The sequence below is a fragment of the Pseudonocardia parietis genome, assembly GCF_017876315.1.
Classification (GTDB): domain Bacteria; phylum Actinomycetota; class Actinomycetes; order Mycobacteriales; family Pseudonocardiaceae; genus Pseudonocardia; species Pseudonocardia parietis.
This window is the reverse complement of sequence record NZ_JAGINU010000001.1, coordinates 5,379,644-5,395,285: the sequence shown is the minus strand read 5'-3', so window position 1 is coordinate 5,395,285 and position 15,642 is coordinate 5,379,644. Positions and strand designations below refer to the sequence as shown.

The window sequence follows — 15,642 nt, the reverse complement described above, 5'->3', positions numbered from 1 at the left end:
CAGGCCTCCGCCTGCCGTGCCCGCCGGGCGGCGGGCCCGGGACTGTGGTCGGATCGGTGACGTGCTGACCGCGCTCGACACCGTCCTCGACCGGACCCTGGTTCCCGGCTACTCGAAGCTCGGGTACCTGCTCCGCAGGCGTGGCTGGACCGGTGACCGGGCCGACCCGCCGCGCGGCGCACTGGCCGGGCGCACCGCGCTGGTCACCGGGGCGGGCAGCGGGCTGGGGGAGGCGGCGGCGACCGGTTTGGCGCGGCTCGGCGCGACCGTCCACCTGCTGGTCCGGTCGATGGACAAGGGGCGCGCGGCGCAGGACCGGATCGCCGACGCCGTGCCCGGGCTGTCCCGCGAGCGGCTGCCGATCCAGATCTGCGACGTCGGCGAGCTGGCGCAGGTGCGGGCGTTCGCGACCCGGTTCGCGACCGAGACCGACGCCCTCGACGTCCTCGTGCACAACGCCGGGCTCATGCCGGAGCAGCGGTCCGAGACGTCCGAGGGCAACGAGTTGGCCCTGGCCGTGCACGTCCTCGGCCCGCTGCTGCTGACCCGGCTGCTCGCCGACACCCTCGCCACCGGGGCGGAACGCTCGGGAACCGACTCGCGGGTGATCATCGTCTCGTCCGGCGGGATGTACGCCCAGCCGCTGCACGACGACGACCTGCAGTTCACCCGGCGTGACTACGGCGGCACCGCGGCCTACGCCCGGACCAAGCGGATGCAGGTCGTGGCGACCGGCCTGCTCGCCGACGAGCTCGCACCCCGCGGCGTCACCGTGCACGCCCTGCACCCCGGCTGGGCCGCGACACCGGGCGTCACCGGGTCGCTGCCGTTGTTCGACCGGATCGTCGGGCCGGTGCTGCGCACCCCGGCCCAGGGCGCCGACACGGCGGTGTGGCTGGCCGCTGCGCCGTCCTCGGCGATCGGGACCGGCCGGTTCTGGCACGACCGCACGCCCCGCCCCACGCACTACCTGTCGCGCACCCGGGAGACCGCCGGGCAGCGGGAACGCTTCCGCGCCGAGGTGGACCGGCTCACCCGCTGAGCGGATCCTCCAGCAGCGCGGTGGCGGCGCGCCCGACGTGGGCGTGGACGTCGCCCGGCTCGGCCCGGCCCACCGCGCCGTCGGGCAGCAGCGGGTGCACCAGGCTCAGTCCCAGCAGCCAGGCGAGCAGCAGCTCCGCACGCAGCTCCGCCTCGCGCTCGTCCGCGGCGCCGGTGGCCCGCGCGGCGAAGGCGGCGGTGAACGCCCCGGCCAGCTCCGCCCGTACCGCGGCCGCCGCCTCGGACGTCCCGGCCGACCGGACGACCGAGCCGAACAGGTCGCGCTCGGGCCCGCAGCCGCGGTCCAGGATCGACCGGAGGATCCGTTCCAGCAGCTCCTCCGGTGGGCCGCCGTGCAGCACGGCCAGCGCCCGCTCCGCCGCGACCCGGGCGAACAGCGCGTCCTTGCTGCCGAAGTAGCGGAACAGCAGCGCCTGGTTCACCCCGGCCCGCTCCGCGATGGCCCGCACCGGCGTCCGGTCGTAGCCGTGCTCGGTGAACAGCTCCGCGGCGGCGGCGAGCAGTGCGCGGCGGGTGGCGTCACCGGAGCGCGCGGGCGGGGCGGCGGTCACCCGAGGACCGTAGCGCCCGGCGTTCCGCGCATGACCGGACACGTCCCCGGGTACCTCCCCGGCACGTCCGCGAACGAGATCCGAGGAGACACGCTTCCCATGGCAGCAGGCGAGGAGAACGAGTTCCAGCCCGAGGCGCCGGACATGGCGTCCGCGCTGCAGCTGGACACCGACGAGGCGCTGACCGGACCCTCGGGCACCGACCCGCTGGACTCCGGGTACATCCCGCCGGACCGCCCCTACGGCGTCGACGACCACGCCGTCACCCCGGCCGGCGAGCGCGACGGCGAGAACCTCGACGACCGGCTGGCCCGGGAGCTCCCCGACGAGCTGCCGATCGACGAGACGGACCGCTCCGGGCGGCTGGTCACGGACGGGCCGGACAGCGACGACGCCCAGGACGTCGGTGTCGACGGCGGCGCGGCCGGTGCCGAGGAGGCCGCGGTGCACGACGTCGACGCGGGGATCATCCCGGTCGTCGACGAGTCACCGGCCGAGGACCCGGAGGTCAGCGAGCAGCTCGCCCAGGACGCCGACCGGGCCGACGAGGCCGCGGCCGACGCCGAGTGGGATGCCGACACCGACCCCGGATGGGCGAGGGGGCGGGACTGACGAGACGGCCGCACGAGGGTCCCGGACCCGATCACCGGTCCGGGGCCCCCGTACGTTCCCCGGGGCCGGCGCGACGCCTCTGCGTCACGCCCAGTTCACAGGCTCAGGCCGCGCTGCCGGTCAGCCGGGCGATCGCGGTGTCGAGATCGAGGTGGTCGTTCTCCTCGCCGAGATCGACGATCTCCAGCGTGGCGTCGACGAACTGGGCCAGCAGGTCCCGGTCGACCTCGAGGACGGCGGACCCGCCGTCCGAGCGGATCTCGATCTCGACGACGTCGTAGCCGTCCACCCGCCGCGGCGCCATCCGGATGTCGCCGATCCCGGTCGGGGTGGTCAGCCCCTCGATCACCAGGTCACGGGCGACCAGCCACTCGATCCAGCGGTCGGTCGAGCGGCGCACCGAGAACGAGATCGCGAACGGGTCCGACGCGCGGAACGCCCAGCGGCTGACGATCGGTGACGCCTGCCCGTGCAACACGGTGAAGACATCCTGTTGGATCGACTCGCTGGTCATCGTGCTCGCCCTCCTGGCCCCGGACCGCCGGGATGTGTGGCGGCCTCACCTGAAACATCGCCGCAGACCCCTCGGGCGCTGCATTCTCAGCGCTGATTCACCCGTTCGCGTTCTTCGTGACGAGCCAGATCCCGCCCGGACCCTGCCGGACGGTCTGCTCCAGGGTCACCGTCGTCCTGGCGGGGGAGCGGCCGTCCGACGCGGCGAACGTCCCCGTGTCCAGCCGGGTGAGCGTCGGGTCCCGGTACCCCAGCTCGGCCCCCACGTAGGAGAGCGTGACCTCCTCGGGGTCCAGCAGCCACGGGTCGCTGCCGCGGTCCGCCTGCTGCTGCATCCGCTGCGCGGTGGCCGTGTCACCGGCCGGCCACAGCGGGGTGGCCGCCCGGGCCTGCGGGGCCGGTCCGCCACCGGTCCCCTCGCCCGTGTCGCCGCCGGGGTCCCCGGTGGTCGTCGGGGCCGTGGTCTCCGGGGCCGGGGACGGGGTGGCCGGGGGCGTCGTCGGCGTGGGCGTCGGTGACGGCGTCGGGCTCGCGGTCGTGACCGGCGGCGGCGCCGGGGCGGGCGTCTGCCACGCCGCGGGCAGCTCGCCGTTGCCGCAGCCGGCCAGCAGCAGCACCAGTACCAGCAGTGCGACGCCGACGAACGCACCCCGCAGGAGGAGCCGGGGCCCGTACCGGCCGACGCGCACGCGCGCGGACCAGCGCCGCCGCGGGGATCGGGCCGGGCTCCTCGGCGCGGCGGACGGCGTCACCTTCGGCAGGTTCGGCGCGGTCACGCGGGAACCCTACGATCATCACCCGCCCCGGCGGGGCAGGCACCACGACCACGTTCCGGTGATCGATGTCGCCGGGTGCCCCGCCGCGGCGGAGTGACTACTGTCGCCGCCGGGGCCTGCCCCCGCACGCACGACCACGCACGAGCCCGACGAGGTGCATGCACATGACAGCGGACACCGGTGCTGCGGCGACGGGAGCGACGGAGCAGTTCCTCGCCGCCCGCGACTTCCTGCTGACCCACCGCGAGGACTACGACACGGCCTACCGCGACTTCCGCTGGCCCGAGCTCGACGAGTTCAACTTCGCGCTGGACCACTTCGACGTCGTCGCCGCCGACCCGCAGCGCGGCGCCCGGCGGGCGCTGTGGATCGTCGAGCAGGACGGCTCGCAGGCGTACTGGACCTATGCCGAGCTCGCCGAGCGCTCGAACCGGGTCGCGAACTGGCTGCGTGCCCAGGGGGTCGCGCGCGGCGACCGGGTGATCCTGATGCTGGGCAACCAGCTGGAGCTGTGGGAGACGCTGCTCGCGGCGATGAAGCTGGGCGCCGTCGTCATCCCGGCGACCACCCTGCTCACCCCGGCCGACCTGCAGGACCGGGTGGACCGGGGCGGGGCGCGCCACGTCGTGGTCGGGGCGGGGGACACCGGCAAGTTCGACGGCGTCGACGGTGACTACACCCGGATCGCGGTCCGGGGCGCGGCGGACGGCTGGCGCGACTACTCCGCCGAGGCCTACGACGCCTCGGCGGTGTTCGAGGTCGACGGTGCCACGAAGGCCACCGACACGCTGCTGCTCTACTTCACCTCCGGCACCACGGCGAAGCCGAAGCTGGTCGAGCACACCCACACGTCGTACCCGGTCGGGCACCTGTCCACGATGTACTGGATCGGGCTGGAGCCCGGCGACGTGCACCTCAACATCTCCTCGCCCGGCTGGGCCAAGCACGCCTGGTCGAACGTGTTCGCGCCGTGGATCGCCGAGGCGACGGTCCTGGTCATGAACTACGCGAAGTTCGACGCCGAGTCGGTGTTCTCGGTGCTCGCCGACTGCGGCGTGACCAGCTTCTGCGCGCCGCCGACGGTGTGGCGGATGCTCATCCAGGCCGACCTGTCCTCGCTGTCCTCGCCGCCCGCCAAGGTCGTCGGGGCCGGGGAGCCGCTCAACCCGGAGATCATCGAGCAGGTCGAGAAGGCCTGGGGGCAGCGGATCCGGGACGGCTTCGGGCAGACCGAGACCTCGCTGCTGATCGGCAACCCGCCCGCCCAGCCGGTGAAGCCGGGATCGATGGGCCGGCCCGTCCCGGGGTTCGTCGTCGCGCTCGTCGACCCCGCGACCGGAGAGGTCGCCGACGAGGGCGAGATCTGCCTGGACCTGAACCACCGCCCGACCGGACTGATGGTCGGCTACGCCGACGACCCCGAGCGCAACGCCGAGGCGATGGCCGGCGGCTTCTACCACACCGGCGACGTCGGCTCCCGTGACGAGAACGGCTACATCACCTACGTCGGGCGCGCCGACGACGTGTTCAAGGCCAGCGACTACCGGATCAGCCCGTTCGAGCTGGAGAGCGTGCTGATCGAGCACCCCGCGGTCGCGGAGGCCGCGATCGTGCCGTCCCCGGACCCGCTGCGCCTCGCCGTGCCGAAGGCCTACGTGGTGCTCGCCAAGGGCTACGAGCCGACCGAGGAGACCGCGCAGGAGATCCTGCGGTTCGCCTACGACAACCTCGCGCCCTACAAGCGGGTCCGCAGGCTCGAGTTCTCCGAGCTGCCCAAGACGATCTCCGGCAAGATCCGCCGGGTCGAGCTGCGCGGGCGGGAGGACGAGATCCACGCCGACCCGGCCGCGCAGCCGTCCACCGAGTTCACGCTGTGAGCGGTGCCCGGCCCCGGTGCGGAGCGCACCCGGGCCGGGGCCACCGGACGGGACCGGGCGATCAGGCCGGGGGCAGCGGCGTCATCCCCAGCCGCTCGCGGGCGCGGGCCGGGCTCGCGACCGGCCGGTCCAGCGTGTCCGCGAGCCGCACCACCTTGTCGACGAGCTCGCCGTTGTGCGGGGTGCCGAAACGGGCGTAGTCGTGGTCGCCGAGCCCGATCGACACGTGCCCGCCGAGAACGATCGCCAGCGCGGCCAGCGGCAGGACGTCGCCGCCGTAGCACATCAGCTGCCACGGCTCGCCCGCCGGAATCTCGGCGATCATCGCGTTCAGCGCGTGCACGTTGGTCCCCGCGCTCGACGGCCTGCTCGCACCGGTGAACACGAACTCCCACAGCGTGGTGCTCGGCGCGAGCCCCATCTCGCGGTAGCACAACGCGGTGCGGATCTGCCCGACGTCCCAGCACACGGTGGTGACGAACGTCGACAGGTCGGCGAAGGTGCCCAGCACCGACTCGATGTCGTTGCGGCTGTTGATGTAGACGCCGTCGCCGGGCACGAACCGGGTCGCCCGGGCGTCCCAGGTGTCGATGTTCATCGACCCGAAGTCGACCGGTGCCGCGTCGAAGCGCATCCGCGGGTCGTCGGCGAGCGCGCGCACATGTTTGACGCGTTCCTCGACGCCGGTCTGGCTGATGTAGCCCAGCGTCGGCTTCGTGATCAGGTCGGTCGCCGCCCGGATGCCCGCCTCCACCTCCCGGTAGAGCTCCACGGAGTTGTCCGGTGCGCCGGTCGTGGCGTCGCGACCGTGCCAGTGGATCATCGCGGCACCGGCGTCGTGGCTGCGTACCGCTTCCCTGATGATCTCCTCGGACGAGTACGGCAGGTGCGGGTTCGCACCACGCATCGTCGACTCGTTGCAGCGGACCTCGATGATCAGTTCGTTGTCGGTCATCTCTACCTCGGGGCTGTGAACGGCTTCAGGACCTGCCAGGCCCCGTCCCGGAACTCGGCCAGGCCGGCCTGCTGGACGCACGTGTGGCCGCCGGGCAGCGGGCCGCACTCGATCTGCGGCATCGAGCCGAGGTCGATCGGGTCCTCGGCGAGCTTCTCGGCGGTGGCGGCGAAGTGCGCGTGGGACACGTCGTCGCCCGCGCGTTCGATGATCTCGGCGAAGGCCTTGAGGTAGCCGTAGGTCTGCAGCGAGAACCCGCTGGTCGCCTCGGGCCCGTCGTAGGCCTGGGCGAGGGTGCGCCAGTGCTCGACCTCCGGGTTGTCGGTCGAGACGACGTCGACCTGGAACGCGCCGACCAGGCCCTCGGCGGCCTCGCCCGCCGGGCCGACCGTGCTCTGCGCGCCGGTGCCCCCGGCGCCCTGGTCGGCTGCGACCGGGATGTCGACCCCGCGGCTGCGCAGCTGCTTGAGGATCAGCGCGAGCTGGTTGTTGTCGGTCGAGACCAGCAGCGCGTCGGGCCGGGCGTCGATCACGGCGTTCACCGCGGAGGCGACGTCGGTGCTGCCCTGCTGGACACCGGCGCGCGCCACGACCTCCATGCCGGGGTTGCGCGGCACCTGCTGGTCGAGGGCGGCGTTGCCCTCCTTGCCGAGGTCGTTCTCCTGGCCGATGAAGGCGATCCGGTTCGCCCCGAGATCGGCGAAGTGGTCGAGCGCGACCCGGGCCTGCACGGTGCGGGTCGCGCCGAGCAGGAAGACCTCCCGCTGTTCCGGGTCGGGCGGCGAGACCGGGCCCCACATCGGTGTCCCGGTCTGGGCCAGCGTCGCGTAGGTACCCGCCAGCGCCTGCGACCCGGACGGTGCGACGAGCGCGTACACCTGCTCCTGGGAGACGAGCCGCTGGACGTTGGCCACGAGGCGGTCGGGCTTGAACCCGTCGTCGAGGACGACGAGCTCGATCTGCCGCCCGCCGATCCCGCCGTTCGCGTTGATCTCTTCGGCAGCGATCCGCAGGCCCGCCTCCAGTCCCTGGCCCGCGAGCTGCGCGACCCCGGTGACGGGCATCGAGGTACCGAGCTTGATGGTCGAGTCGGTGATCCCCGGCGGGGCTGCCTCGCCGCCCGCCTCGCCGGTGGTGATGTTCCCGCACGCGGTCACGGTGAGGGTGAGCGCGGCGAGGCAGCCGACCAGGAACGGCCTCGATCGTGGCATGACGGTTCCCTTCTCGGCCGCGTGGCGGCGGCGGGGGAGCGGAGCGCGGAAGGCGCCGCTGTCAGAAGTGCGCTGTCAGAAGTGCGCTGTCAGGACTGCGCTGTCAGGACTGGGGGAGGGACTCGAACAGGTCGGGGTCGCTGCGACGCAGGCGCCGGTAGTTGGCCTCCCACATCTGCTCGCGCAGCCCGTACTTCAGGTAGGCGTGGCGGTAGCTGCGGACCGTCTGCTCGTCGAGCTCCGTGCCGTTCACGGCCATCGCCGCGAGCTGGTAGCGCGAGCACAGCTCGAGCAGGACGGCCTCGATCGAGGTGGTCTCCAGGGAGCTGCCGACGTGGAGCGAGCCGTGGTGGCTCATCAGCAGCGCCCGCTTCTCGCCGAGCACCTTCGCCATCAGCTCGCCCTCCTCGGAGGGCACCATCGTGGGATCGTCCTTGAAGTACTCCACGTCCTCGTGGAACAGCGACGAGTAGTCGTAGTACATGCCGAACGGCACCCCGGTGGTCGTCAGCACCGACATGTGGAACCCGTGGGTGTGGATCACACAGTTGACGTCGGGCCGGGCCCGGTAGATCGAGGCGTGGAAGTTGATGCCCGGCGAGGGCTCCAACGTCCCGTGCTCGAGCACCTCCAGGCCGAACCCGACCTTGCTGACGTGCTCGGGCAGGGTCTCGTCGAAGTACTGGAACGGGGTCACCCAGAACGCGTCCTCGCCCGGTACCCGCAGGCTGACGTGCCCGCCCACCTGGCTGTCGAGGCCCTCACGGTGCAGGATCCGCCGCGCCGCGGCGATCCGGAACCGGGGGTCGTCCTCGCCGGTGACCGGTGTGCTCGCCGGTCGTCCGCTGATCGTCGTCATCGTCTCGTCTCCTTCACGGCTGCGCTGCCGCTTCCCGGACGTCAGGGCGGACTCTAGCGGACAGAAGAGGGTAAGTCGCTAGGTTCTTTACGACGCTTTCGTTTGCTCGATAACGTGGTTGGATAGGGAAGGGCGCCGACGCTTTCGCTCAGTGCTCCATTCGGCGTCAACAATGCGACGACGTATTCCGTGCTGAGGGCGGTTCGAGCCGGACGGCCGATCAGCAGGCGGTCCAGCCGCCGTCCACGGCGAGCACCGTGCCGGTGACGTAGCCGGCCCCGGCCGACAGCAGGAACGCGATGCTCGCGGCGACCTCGTCGGGCTCCCCGGGGCGACGTGCCGGGATCCTGTCCTCGAGCCACGCCCGCTGACCGGGATCGCCGAGCCGGTCGGCCGTCATCGGTGTGCGGATGACGCCCGGGGCGACGGCGTTGACCCGGATCCGGTCGTCGGCGAGTTCGACGGCCGCGGCCCGGACCAGCCCGGCCACACCCGACTTGGCGGCGACGTAGTGCGGTTGCCCGCCGACCGCGTGGGTGTGGGTCACCGAGCTGACCGCGACGACGGTGCCGGGGGACCGGTCGTCGCGCCAGCGCCGTGCGCAGCCCCGGATGCCGAGGAACGTGCCGCGCACGTGCACCGCGAGCATTCGGTCGAACTCGTCGACCGCCAGGTCCACCAGCGGCGCCCGGCTGCGGAACCCGGCACAGTTGACGAGCGCGGTGAGCGGCCAGCACGCGTCGAGCGCGCGATCCCAGGCGATCTCGTCGGTCACGTCGAGCCGGACACCGCCGGAGCCCGGCTCGAGGTCCGCGACGACGACGTCCCAGCCCTCGCCGCGCAGGTGCTCGGCCGTCGCCGCGCCGATACCCGATGCCCCGCCGGTGACCAGCACCCGCTCCGTCGCACCCATGCCGCCTCCTGCCGACCGCAACGCTGCGAGTCGTCCGTGACCGTCGTCAGGACGCTAACGTCGCTCAGTGGCCGGGGCAAGAGACCGGTTGCCGATCGACGGGGGACCCTGCGGGTGCCGCTCCGACCCGACGGCAGCGCAGGAAGCACGCGGCCCCGATCAGCACGAGCGCGACGCAGCAGCCCCAGGCGGTGCCGTAGCTACCGGAGGCGTCCACCAGCAGTCCGAACAGCGGTGCGCCGGCCAGCGCGCCCAGGTAGTAGCCCGACATCGTCACGCCCGTCGCCCGCCCGACGGCGGCCGGGGCCGCCGCGATGACCGCGGCGTGCAGCAGGCTGATCGCGCTCAGCTGGCAGACGGTGGCGATCAGCAGGCCGGGCAGCAGCAGCCCGATGCCTCCGGTGATCCCGGCGACGAGCAACCCCAGCCCGGCTGCGATGAGCACGCAGAGCACCGCGATCGTCGGCAGCCGGTTCGCCGCGGCGGCGCGGTCGGACGCGCGCGCGGTGACCACCATGCCCACCACGGCCAGGAGCGAACCGGCCGAGGTGAGTGCACCGGCCGTCGACAGGCTCACGCCGCCCGCCTCGTGCAGGAACGGCACCATCCAGGAGAACAGCGGCTGGGTCCCGGCGACCAGGCCGAACGCCGCGACCGGGAACAGGAGGAACCCGCGCGGGAGGACGCTGCGACCCTCGGCACCGCGCGGCCCGGGGAGGCTGCCGGAGCGGTCCGTGCTGCGGGCGGCCGGGAGCACTGCCGCGGCGAGCCCGCCGACCACCAGCAGCAGCGGGACGCTGCCGGCGAGCACGAGCTGCCAGCCGAACCGTTCGGCCAGCCCCACGGCGACCACCGCGGAGACCGCGACCAGCAGCGGCACCCCCGCGGTCTTGACGGCCAGCGCGACCCCGTGGCGATGCGGGGGGAGCGCGGCGGCCACCGCCATGTTCGTCCCGGCGTTGGTCAGGGCGTAGCCGAACCCCGACACGGCCGCGGCGGCGAGCAGCACGCGGTAGTCGGGGACGAGCGCGGCGACCAGCAGCGCCACGGCGACGACCAGCTGGTCGAGGGTCACTGCCCACCGTGCTCCCAGCCGCTCCGCGAGGTGCCCGCCGACCGTCGACCCCAGGCCCGTCGCGCCGAAGCAGACCCCGACCAGCAGGCCCACCTCGAACCGGGTCAGGCCCAGATCGGCCTGCAGCGCGGGGCCGAGGAACCCGAAGAGGAAGCCCGGGTAGCTGCCGAAGGCCGTCGTCACCGCGCTCACCGCGACGACCGCGGCCGGGGAACGCCTCACGTGGAGACCGCCGCCGGTGGGCGGGCCGCCCCGATGCGGATGCGCAGCAGCCGGAGTACCGCGGTGTGCGCCGGGAGATCGAGACCGTGCGCGCGGCCGCGGCGCTCGACGGCTCCGGCCATCGCGTCGAGCTCGGTCGGCCGGCCCGCCAGCACGTCGTCGCACATCGAGGTGCGGTGCTCGCCGGTGTGCTCGAACGTCGCGGCGGCGTGCGCCCACGCCGCGTCCCGGTCCAGGACGACGCCGTCACCGGCAGCCACGGTCACGACCTCGTCGAACATCGCACGCACCAGCGCACGCCCGTCCGGCTGGGCCCACACCGCGCCGACCGGGAGGCCGAGTACGGCGCTGACCGGACTCATCACGGCCATCGCGAGCTTGCCCCACACCTGGGCCGCCGCGTCGGTCACCGCCACGCAGGGCAGGCCGGCCGCGCTCAGCACCCCGGCGACCCGGGCGGCGCACTCCGCGGGGGCGCAGGCCTGGCCGAGCGGTCCGACGTGGGTGAGCGAGCGACCCGCCGCGGTCCCGGCCGCGACGGCGACCTCACCGGGTTCCTGCCGCGCCGCCCCGATCGTCGTGACCCCGGCGAGCGCGCGGGCTCCGCCGAACTCCGCCGCCAGCACGGCGTCGTTGCCGAGCCCGTTCTGCAGGCTGACCGCGACCCCGCCCGGTGCGAGCAGGTGCGCGGTTCCCGCGACCGCGGCCGCCCCGTCGAAGGCCTTGGTGAGCAGGACCAACACGTCGAGCGATCCGGCGGGCACGGCGTCCGCGGGGCGGGCGTCGGGGTGGGTCACCCACTCCGGGCCGCCGGCGGGGCGCACCCGCAGCCCGTGGCGGGCGATCCGGTCCAGGTGCGGGCCCGGGCGTCCGATGAGGACGGCACCCGCCGCCGGGTCCGCCCGGTGCAGCATCGCCGCGAGCGCCGAACCGACACCGCCTGCTCCCAGCACGCCGACCCGCACCATCCGCACCCCGACCGTGTCGCACCGCCATCGTCGTGAGCATGCTAGCGACGTTCGTGTGCGTTTCCTACGCATGTGCCGTGCAACGTGCATCCGGTCGGCCCCGGGCGTCGCTAGCTTGTTGACCACGCTGACGCCGTGCTCGTAATCTCCGCCCCAGTGGTGGGCCGGGTGCCCGCGACACGACGACGTGGAAGGTCGGCGATGCTGCAGTCGATCCTCAGCGGTCTCGAGGCGGGTAGCTGGTACAGCCTGCTGGGAATGGCCATCGTGGTGGTGATGAAGGCGGCCGACGTGCCGAACTTCGCCATGGCCGAGATCGGCCTGCTCGCCACCTATGTCGGCCACATGTTCAACGGCTCGGGCCTGAGCTTCTGGGTCGCCGTGGTGGTGACCATCGTCGCGGGCGTGCTCGCCGCGGTCCTCGTCGACCTGCTCCTGATGCGCAGGCTCGCCGGGCACGGGCACTTCCCGATGCTGCTCATGACGATCGGGCTCGGGCTCGCGCTCAGCGCCCTGATCTCACTGGTGTGGGGGCAGACCTCGAAGGAGTTCCGCGCTCCGTGGAGCGAGTCGTACCTGGTCGTCGCGGGGTCGGCGCTGAGTGTCGCCCAGCTCGTCACGATCGGGGTCGGCGCGCTCGCCGCCGTCGTGCTGTCGGCCTTCTTCGCCTCGCCGCTCGGCGCGGGGATGCGGGCGGCCGCCGAGAACCGGGCCACCGCACGCCTGGTCGGGGTGCGGGTGGGCAGGCTGTCCGCCCTGGCCTGGGGGATCGGTGGCGGCATCGCGGCGATCGCGATCATGCTGCAGGCCCAGTCCACGCTGGTGTCCACCACCTCGGCGCACTTCCTCATCGTCTACGCGTTCGTCGCCGCGACGATGGGCGGCTTCACCTCGCTGTGGGGGACGTTCGCCGGGGGCCTCGTGCTCGGGGTGCTGACCAACCTCGCCGGCCTCTACATCTCCACGAGCGCGCAGGCGGCCGTCGCGTTGCTGGCCGTCGTGGTCGTCCTGCTCCTGCGGCCGACCGGCTTCGCGACCGGGATGCGGCTGCGTCATGTCTAGGGCGGTGTCGGCCGCGGTGCCGGTGGTCGTGGTGGCCCTGCTCGTCGCGCTCCCGTTCGCGGCGAACAACTACATCCTGTTCATCGCGAACCTGATCCTCGTCTATGCGGTGGCCGCGCTGGGATTCGACATCCTGGTCGGCTGGTCGGGCCAGATCGGCCTCGCACACGCCGCACTGTTCGGGGTCGGCGCCTACGGCAGCGCGATCCTCACCGGCGCCGGCGTGCCGTTCCTGGTGACCATCCCGCTGGTCGGTGTCGCCGCCGGGGTCGTGGCGCTGCTGATCGGGTTCCCGGCGATCCGGCTCAGCGGGTTCTTCCTCGCCATCGCGACGCTCGCATTCGGGCTGGTCATCGTCGAGGCCTTCATCGCAGGCGGCCCGGTCACCGGCGGCGGGGCCGGTCTCGCCGTCCCGGCCTGGCAGCTGCCCCCGCTCACCACACCTGCGTCGCTGTACTTCCTCACGGTGCTGGTCGTGGTGGTCGTCTACGGCTGCGCGTGGCGGGCGTTGCGGGGGCGCTTCGGTCGTACCCTGCAGGCCGTGCGCGACCTCGGGCCGGTCGTCGGCTCGCTGGGCATCCCCGCGGTCCGCTACCGGCTCACGGCGTTCGTGGTCTCGGGGTTCGTCGCCGCGGTCGCCGGTGCGTTGTACGGGCAGCTGCAGACCTTCGTCTTCCCCACCATGTTCGACATGAACCTGCTGGTCCCGATGCTCGTCATGGTCTTCCTCGGCGGTGCGGGCACGATGTGGGGCCCGTGTGTCGGTGCGGTGGTCACCGTGCTGCTGGTGGAGCTGTTCCAGGACTTCGGCGCACTGCAGAGCCTCGCGTACGGCGTCGCGCTGATGGTGGCGATCGGGTTCCTGCGGGGCGGGCTCGTCTCGCTGGTCGCCGAGGTGCGCCGGGCCCGATGGACGGGCCGGTTGCTCGGACGCCGGCCGGCGCCCGGCCGGGAGATCACGGAGAGGTCGGCATGAGCGCGCCGCTGGTGGAGATCGACGACGTCCGGAAGTCCTTCGGCGGCAACGTGGTGCTCGACGAGCTCGTGCTGGAGATCGGGGCCGGGTTCACCGGCCTCATCGGGCCCAACGGGGCGGGCAAGACGACCTGCCTCAACCTGATCTCGGGATACGTCCGGCCGACCGCGGGCGACGTCCGCGTGCGGGGCGCCTCGGTGGTCGGCGCGCGCCCGCAGGACATCGCCGCCCGGGGTGTCGCCCGGACGTTCCAGACCCCCCGGGTGGTCTCCGCGCTCTCGGCGCTGGAGAACGTCATGCTCGGCGGGCACCGCCATCATCGCCGCGGCCACCTCGCCGAGCTGTTCGGGCTGGGTTCGGCCCGTCGCCAGGAGGCGGCGGTGCGCGCGCGTGCCCACGAGCTGCTGGACCGGTTCGGGCTCGCCGACCAGGCGCAGGAGCCCGCCGCGGCGTTCCCGATCGGCAGTCAGAAGATCATCGAGGTGGCCCGCGGCCTGGTGAACGAACCGCACCTGCTCCTGCTCGACGAGCCGGCCGCGGGGCTGGGTGCCGAGGACGTCGAGGCCCTCGTCGGAGGGCTCGACGGCTATCTGGCCGGCGGAACCACCGCCGTCGTGATCATCGAACACGACCTCAAACTGATCAGCCGGCTGTGCCCGCGGGTCGCCGTGCTGCACTTCGGCCGGATCATCGCCGACGGCCCTCCGGCCGAGGTGCTGGACGACGCCGTGGTGGTCGAGGCCTACCTGGGAGCCGGCTTTGCTACTGACCGTTGAGAGGCTGCAGACCGGCTACGGCCGGCTCGAGGTGCTGCACGAGGTGTCGCTCGCGGTGGACCGCGGCGAGATCGTCACCGTGCTGGGGCCGAACGGCACCGGCAAGACCACGCTGATGCGCGCCCTGTCCGGCGTGCTGCCCGCCTGGTCGGGAACCGTGAGCTTCGACGGCCGCGATCTCGGCCGCACCCCGCCGGAGCAGCGGGCCGCACTGGGCCTGTGCCAGCTGCCGGAGGGCCGCGGCATCTTCCAGACGCTGTCGGTGCGCGAGAACCTCGACCTCGGGCTGGTCGCCGCCCGGCGGTCGCCCGTGCAGGGGCGGGCGGACCGCGACCGGGTGCTGGAGATCTTCCCGGAGCTGTCCGCGCGGCTGGCCGCACCCGCGGCGTCACTGTCCGGCGGGCAGCAGCAGATGCTCGCGCTCGGCCGCGCACTGATGTCGCGCCCGACCCTGCTCATGATCGACGAGCTGTCCTTCGGCCTGGCCCCGCGGATCGTGAGCGAGCTGTTCGCGATCATCCGCGACCTGCGCGACGACGGCGTCACGTTCCTCGTCGTCGAGCAGCAGGCGTCCGTGCTGGAGGTCTCCGACCGCACCTACGTCATGCGGGACGGGCGCAACGTCCTCGACGACGACTCCGCGGTGCTGCTGCGTTCCGGTGACCTCGCCGGCTCCTACCTGCGATGAGCACCGATCCCGGGCCACTCGACCTGACACCGTTGCCCGAGCGGCTGGCCGCCCTCGGCCCGTCACCGCAGGTGGCGGCACTCGTCGAGGCCGAGCACGCGCGCTGGCGCGAGCTGCACGACCGCCTGATCGGCATCATCGCGGCGGCGATCGACGTGGCCGTCGACCACGGCACGCCGCTGCAGGAGGTGCTCGACGAGCTGGTCGACCGCACCCGGGTCGGGCTCGACGCCCTGGTGCCGGACCGGATCGACCCGGCTGCGATCGCCGCGCTGCTCCGTGCGCACGGCTCCACCGGGACCGTGCACGAGACGGCCGACGCCGTCGAGTTCCGGCACGAGTGCGGCAGCGGGCTGCGGTACTGGCGCGACCATCCCGCCACCGCGACCGTCGGTGACGGGGAGGTCGAGGGCGTGCCTGCCGAGCGGCCCCGGTACTGCGCGCGGTGCATGCACACGATCGCCGGGCACGGCGGCGGACGGTGGACCGTCGCTCCGCCGGCGGACCCGGCGGAGCACTGCACCTGGCGCATCGCCCGCTGACGAC

The 15,642-nt window shown here is 73.2% G+C and carries 17 protein-coding genes; 8 read left to right on the top strand and 9 right to left on the bottom strand.

The window, feature by feature from the left end:
* Positions 1 to 61: 61 nt before the first annotated feature.
* A complete protein-coding gene (locus JOF36_RS25285; RefSeq protein ID WP_210031434.1) occupies positions 62 to 1,042 on the top strand; it encodes an SDR family NAD(P)-dependent oxidoreductase in 981 nt (326 codons plus the stop codon).
* On the opposite strand, the gene JOF36_RS25280 is transcribed toward JOF36_RS25285, so the two are convergent.
* The gene (locus JOF36_RS25280) at positions 1,032 to 1,613 is read right to left on the bottom strand and encodes a TetR/AcrR family transcriptional regulator (protein WP_210031433.1); all 582 of its coding nucleotides are present in this window, start codon (positions 1,611 to 1,613) and stop codon (positions 1,032 to 1,034) included. The genes JOF36_RS25285 and JOF36_RS25280 overlap by 11 nt on opposite strands.
* A gap of 99 nt (positions 1,614 to 1,712) precedes the next feature.
* Between JOF36_RS25280 and JOF36_RS25275 the strand changes: the two genes are divergently transcribed.
* The gene (locus JOF36_RS25275; protein WP_210031431.1) at positions 1,713 to 2,225 is read left to right on the top strand and encodes a DUF5709 domain-containing protein; all 513 of its coding nucleotides are present in this window, start codon (positions 1,713 to 1,715) and stop codon (positions 2,223 to 2,225) included.
* A 103-nt stretch (positions 2,226 to 2,328) separates the two neighbouring features.
* Here the strand turns inward: JOF36_RS25275 and JOF36_RS25270 are convergent, their stop codons facing one another.
* Entirely contained in the window at positions 2,329 to 2,739 is a 411-nt protein-coding gene (locus tag JOF36_RS25270) for an SsgA family sporulation/cell division regulator (protein WP_210031429.1), read from the bottom strand.
* A 97-nt stretch (positions 2,740 to 2,836) separates the two neighbouring features.
* On the bottom strand, positions 2,837 to 3,514 hold the full coding sequence (locus tag JOF36_RS25265; RefSeq protein ID WP_210031427.1) for a hypothetical protein: 678 nt from the start codon (positions 3,512 to 3,514) through the stop codon (positions 2,837 to 2,839).
* Between the two features lie 164 nt (positions 3,515 to 3,678).
* Here JOF36_RS25265 and JOF36_RS25260 point away from each other — a divergent pair, with 164 nt between their 5' ends.
* Entirely contained in the window at positions 3,679 to 5,391 is a 1,713-nt protein-coding gene (locus JOF36_RS25260) for an AMP-binding protein (RefSeq protein ID WP_210031425.1), read from the top strand.
* A gap of 61 nt (positions 5,392 to 5,452) precedes the next feature.
* Here JOF36_RS25260 and JOF36_RS25255 read toward each other — a convergent pair whose 3' ends face one another.
* From JOF36_RS25255 to JOF36_RS25230, 6 genes are all read right to left on the bottom strand, one after another.
* On the bottom strand, positions 5,453 to 6,346 hold the full coding sequence (locus JOF36_RS25255; RefSeq protein WP_210031424.1) for a beta-keto acid cleavage family enzyme: 894 nt from the start codon (positions 6,344 to 6,346) through the stop codon (positions 5,453 to 5,455).
* Positions 6,347 to 6,348: 2 nt separating this feature from the next.
* The gene (locus JOF36_RS25250) at positions 6,349 to 7,557 is read right to left on the bottom strand and encodes an ABC transporter substrate-binding protein (RefSeq protein ID WP_210031422.1); all 1,209 of its coding nucleotides are present in this window, start codon (positions 7,555 to 7,557) and stop codon (positions 6,349 to 6,351) included.
* Positions 7,558 to 7,660: 103 nt separating this feature from the next.
* On the bottom strand, positions 7,661 to 8,416 hold the full coding sequence (locus tag JOF36_RS25245) for a class II aldolase/adducin family protein (RefSeq protein ID WP_210031420.1): 756 nt from the start codon (positions 8,414 to 8,416) through the stop codon (positions 7,661 to 7,663).
* A 220-nt stretch (positions 8,417 to 8,636) separates the two neighbouring features.
* Positions 8,637 to 9,329 carry an SDR family NAD(P)-dependent oxidoreductase gene (locus tag JOF36_RS25240; protein WP_210031419.1) on the bottom strand — a complete coding sequence of 231 codons (693 nt, stop codon included), beginning with the start codon at positions 9,327 to 9,329 and terminating at the stop codon, positions 8,637 to 8,639.
* Positions 9,330 to 9,393: 64 nt separating this feature from the next.
* Positions 9,394 to 10,626: an MFS transporter gene (locus JOF36_RS25235; RefSeq protein WP_210031417.1), complete on the bottom strand. Its 1,233-nt coding sequence runs from the start codon at positions 10,624 to 10,626 to the stop codon at positions 9,394 to 9,396.
* Positions 10,623 to 11,594 (bottom strand): ketopantoate reductase family protein, encoded by a 972-nt coding sequence (locus JOF36_RS25230; RefSeq protein ID WP_210031415.1) that lies wholly within the window; start codon positions 11,592 to 11,594, stop codon positions 10,623 to 10,625. Before JOF36_RS25230 ends, JOF36_RS25235 begins: the two co-directional genes overlap by 4 nt.
* Positions 11,595 to 11,795: 201 nt before the next feature.
* Between JOF36_RS25230 and JOF36_RS25225 the strand changes: the two genes are divergently transcribed.
* From JOF36_RS25225 to JOF36_RS25205, 5 genes are read left to right on the top strand one after another with little or no spacing between them, the layout of a single operon-like run.
* Positions 11,796 to 12,656, top strand: coding sequence for a branched-chain amino acid ABC transporter permease (locus JOF36_RS25225; protein WP_210031408.1), 861 nt, complete (start codon positions 11,796 to 11,798; stop codon positions 12,654 to 12,656).
* A complete protein-coding gene (locus JOF36_RS25220; protein ID WP_210031406.1) occupies positions 12,649 to 13,632 on the top strand; it encodes a branched-chain amino acid ABC transporter permease in 984 nt (327 codons plus the stop codon). The genes JOF36_RS25225 and JOF36_RS25220 overlap by 8 nt, the downstream gene beginning before the upstream one ends.
* Positions 13,629 to 14,408 carry an ABC transporter ATP-binding protein gene (locus JOF36_RS25215; RefSeq protein ID WP_210031403.1) on the top strand — a complete coding sequence of 260 codons (780 nt, stop codon included), beginning with the start codon at positions 13,629 to 13,631 and terminating at the stop codon, positions 14,406 to 14,408. Before JOF36_RS25220 ends, JOF36_RS25215 begins: the two co-directional genes overlap by 4 nt.
* The gene (locus tag JOF36_RS25210; protein ID WP_210031401.1) at positions 14,392 to 15,096 is read left to right on the top strand and encodes an ABC transporter ATP-binding protein; all 705 of its coding nucleotides are present in this window, start codon (positions 14,392 to 14,394) and stop codon (positions 15,094 to 15,096) included. The genes JOF36_RS25215 and JOF36_RS25210 overlap by 17 nt, the downstream gene beginning before the upstream one ends.
* Entirely contained in the window at positions 15,093 to 15,638 is a 546-nt protein-coding gene (locus JOF36_RS25205; RefSeq protein ID WP_210031394.1) for a hypothetical protein, read from the top strand. Before JOF36_RS25210 ends, JOF36_RS25205 begins: the two co-directional genes overlap by 4 nt.
* The last annotated feature ends 4 nt before the right edge of the window (positions 15,639 to 15,642 follow it).

What these genes read in the sequence shown, in the direction of transcription:
- JOF36_RS25275 (WP_210031431.1), top strand. Translation starts at nt 1,713, where the DNA reads ATGGCAGCAGGCGAGGAGAACGAGTTCCAGCCCGAGGCGCCGGACATG.
- JOF36_RS25255 (WP_210031424.1), bottom strand. Translation starts at nt 6,346, where the DNA reads ATGACCGACAACGAACTGATCATCGAGGTCCGCTGCAACGAGTCGACG.
- JOF36_RS25240 (WP_210031419.1), bottom strand. Translation starts at nt 9,329, where the DNA reads ATGGGTGCGACGGAGCGGGTGCTGGTCACCGGCGGGGCATCGGGTATC.
- JOF36_RS25270 (WP_210031429.1), bottom strand. Translation starts at nt 2,739, where the DNA reads ATGACCAGCGAGTCGATCCAACAGGATGTCTTCACCGTGTTGCACGGG.
- JOF36_RS25220 (WP_210031406.1), top strand. Translation starts at nt 12,649, where the DNA reads ATGTCTAGGGCGGTGTCGGCCGCGGTGCCGGTGGTCGTGGTGGCCCTG.
- JOF36_RS25245 (WP_210031420.1), bottom strand. Translation starts at nt 8,416, where the DNA reads ATGACGACGATCAGCGGACGACCGGCGAGCACACCGGTCACCGGCGAG.
- JOF36_RS25215 (WP_210031403.1), top strand. Translation starts at nt 13,629, where the DNA reads ATGAGCGCGCCGCTGGTGGAGATCGACGACGTCCGGAAGTCCTTCGGC.
- JOF36_RS25230 (WP_210031415.1), bottom strand. Translation starts at nt 11,594, where the DNA reads ATGGTGCGGGTCGGCGTGCTGGGAGCAGGCGGTGTCGGTTCGGCGCTC.
- JOF36_RS25250 (WP_210031422.1), bottom strand. Translation starts at nt 7,557, where the DNA reads ATGCCACGATCGAGGCCGTTCCTGGTCGGCTGCCTCGCCGCGCTCACC.
- JOF36_RS25260 (WP_210031425.1), top strand. Translation starts at nt 3,679, where the DNA reads ATGACAGCGGACACCGGTGCTGCGGCGACGGGAGCGACGGAGCAGTTC.
- JOF36_RS25225 (WP_210031408.1), top strand. Translation starts at nt 11,796, where the DNA reads ATGCTGCAGTCGATCCTCAGCGGTCTCGAGGCGGGTAGCTGGTACAGC.
- JOF36_RS25205 (WP_210031394.1), top strand. Translation starts at nt 15,093, where the DNA reads ATGAGCACCGATCCCGGGCCACTCGACCTGACACCGTTGCCCGAGCGG.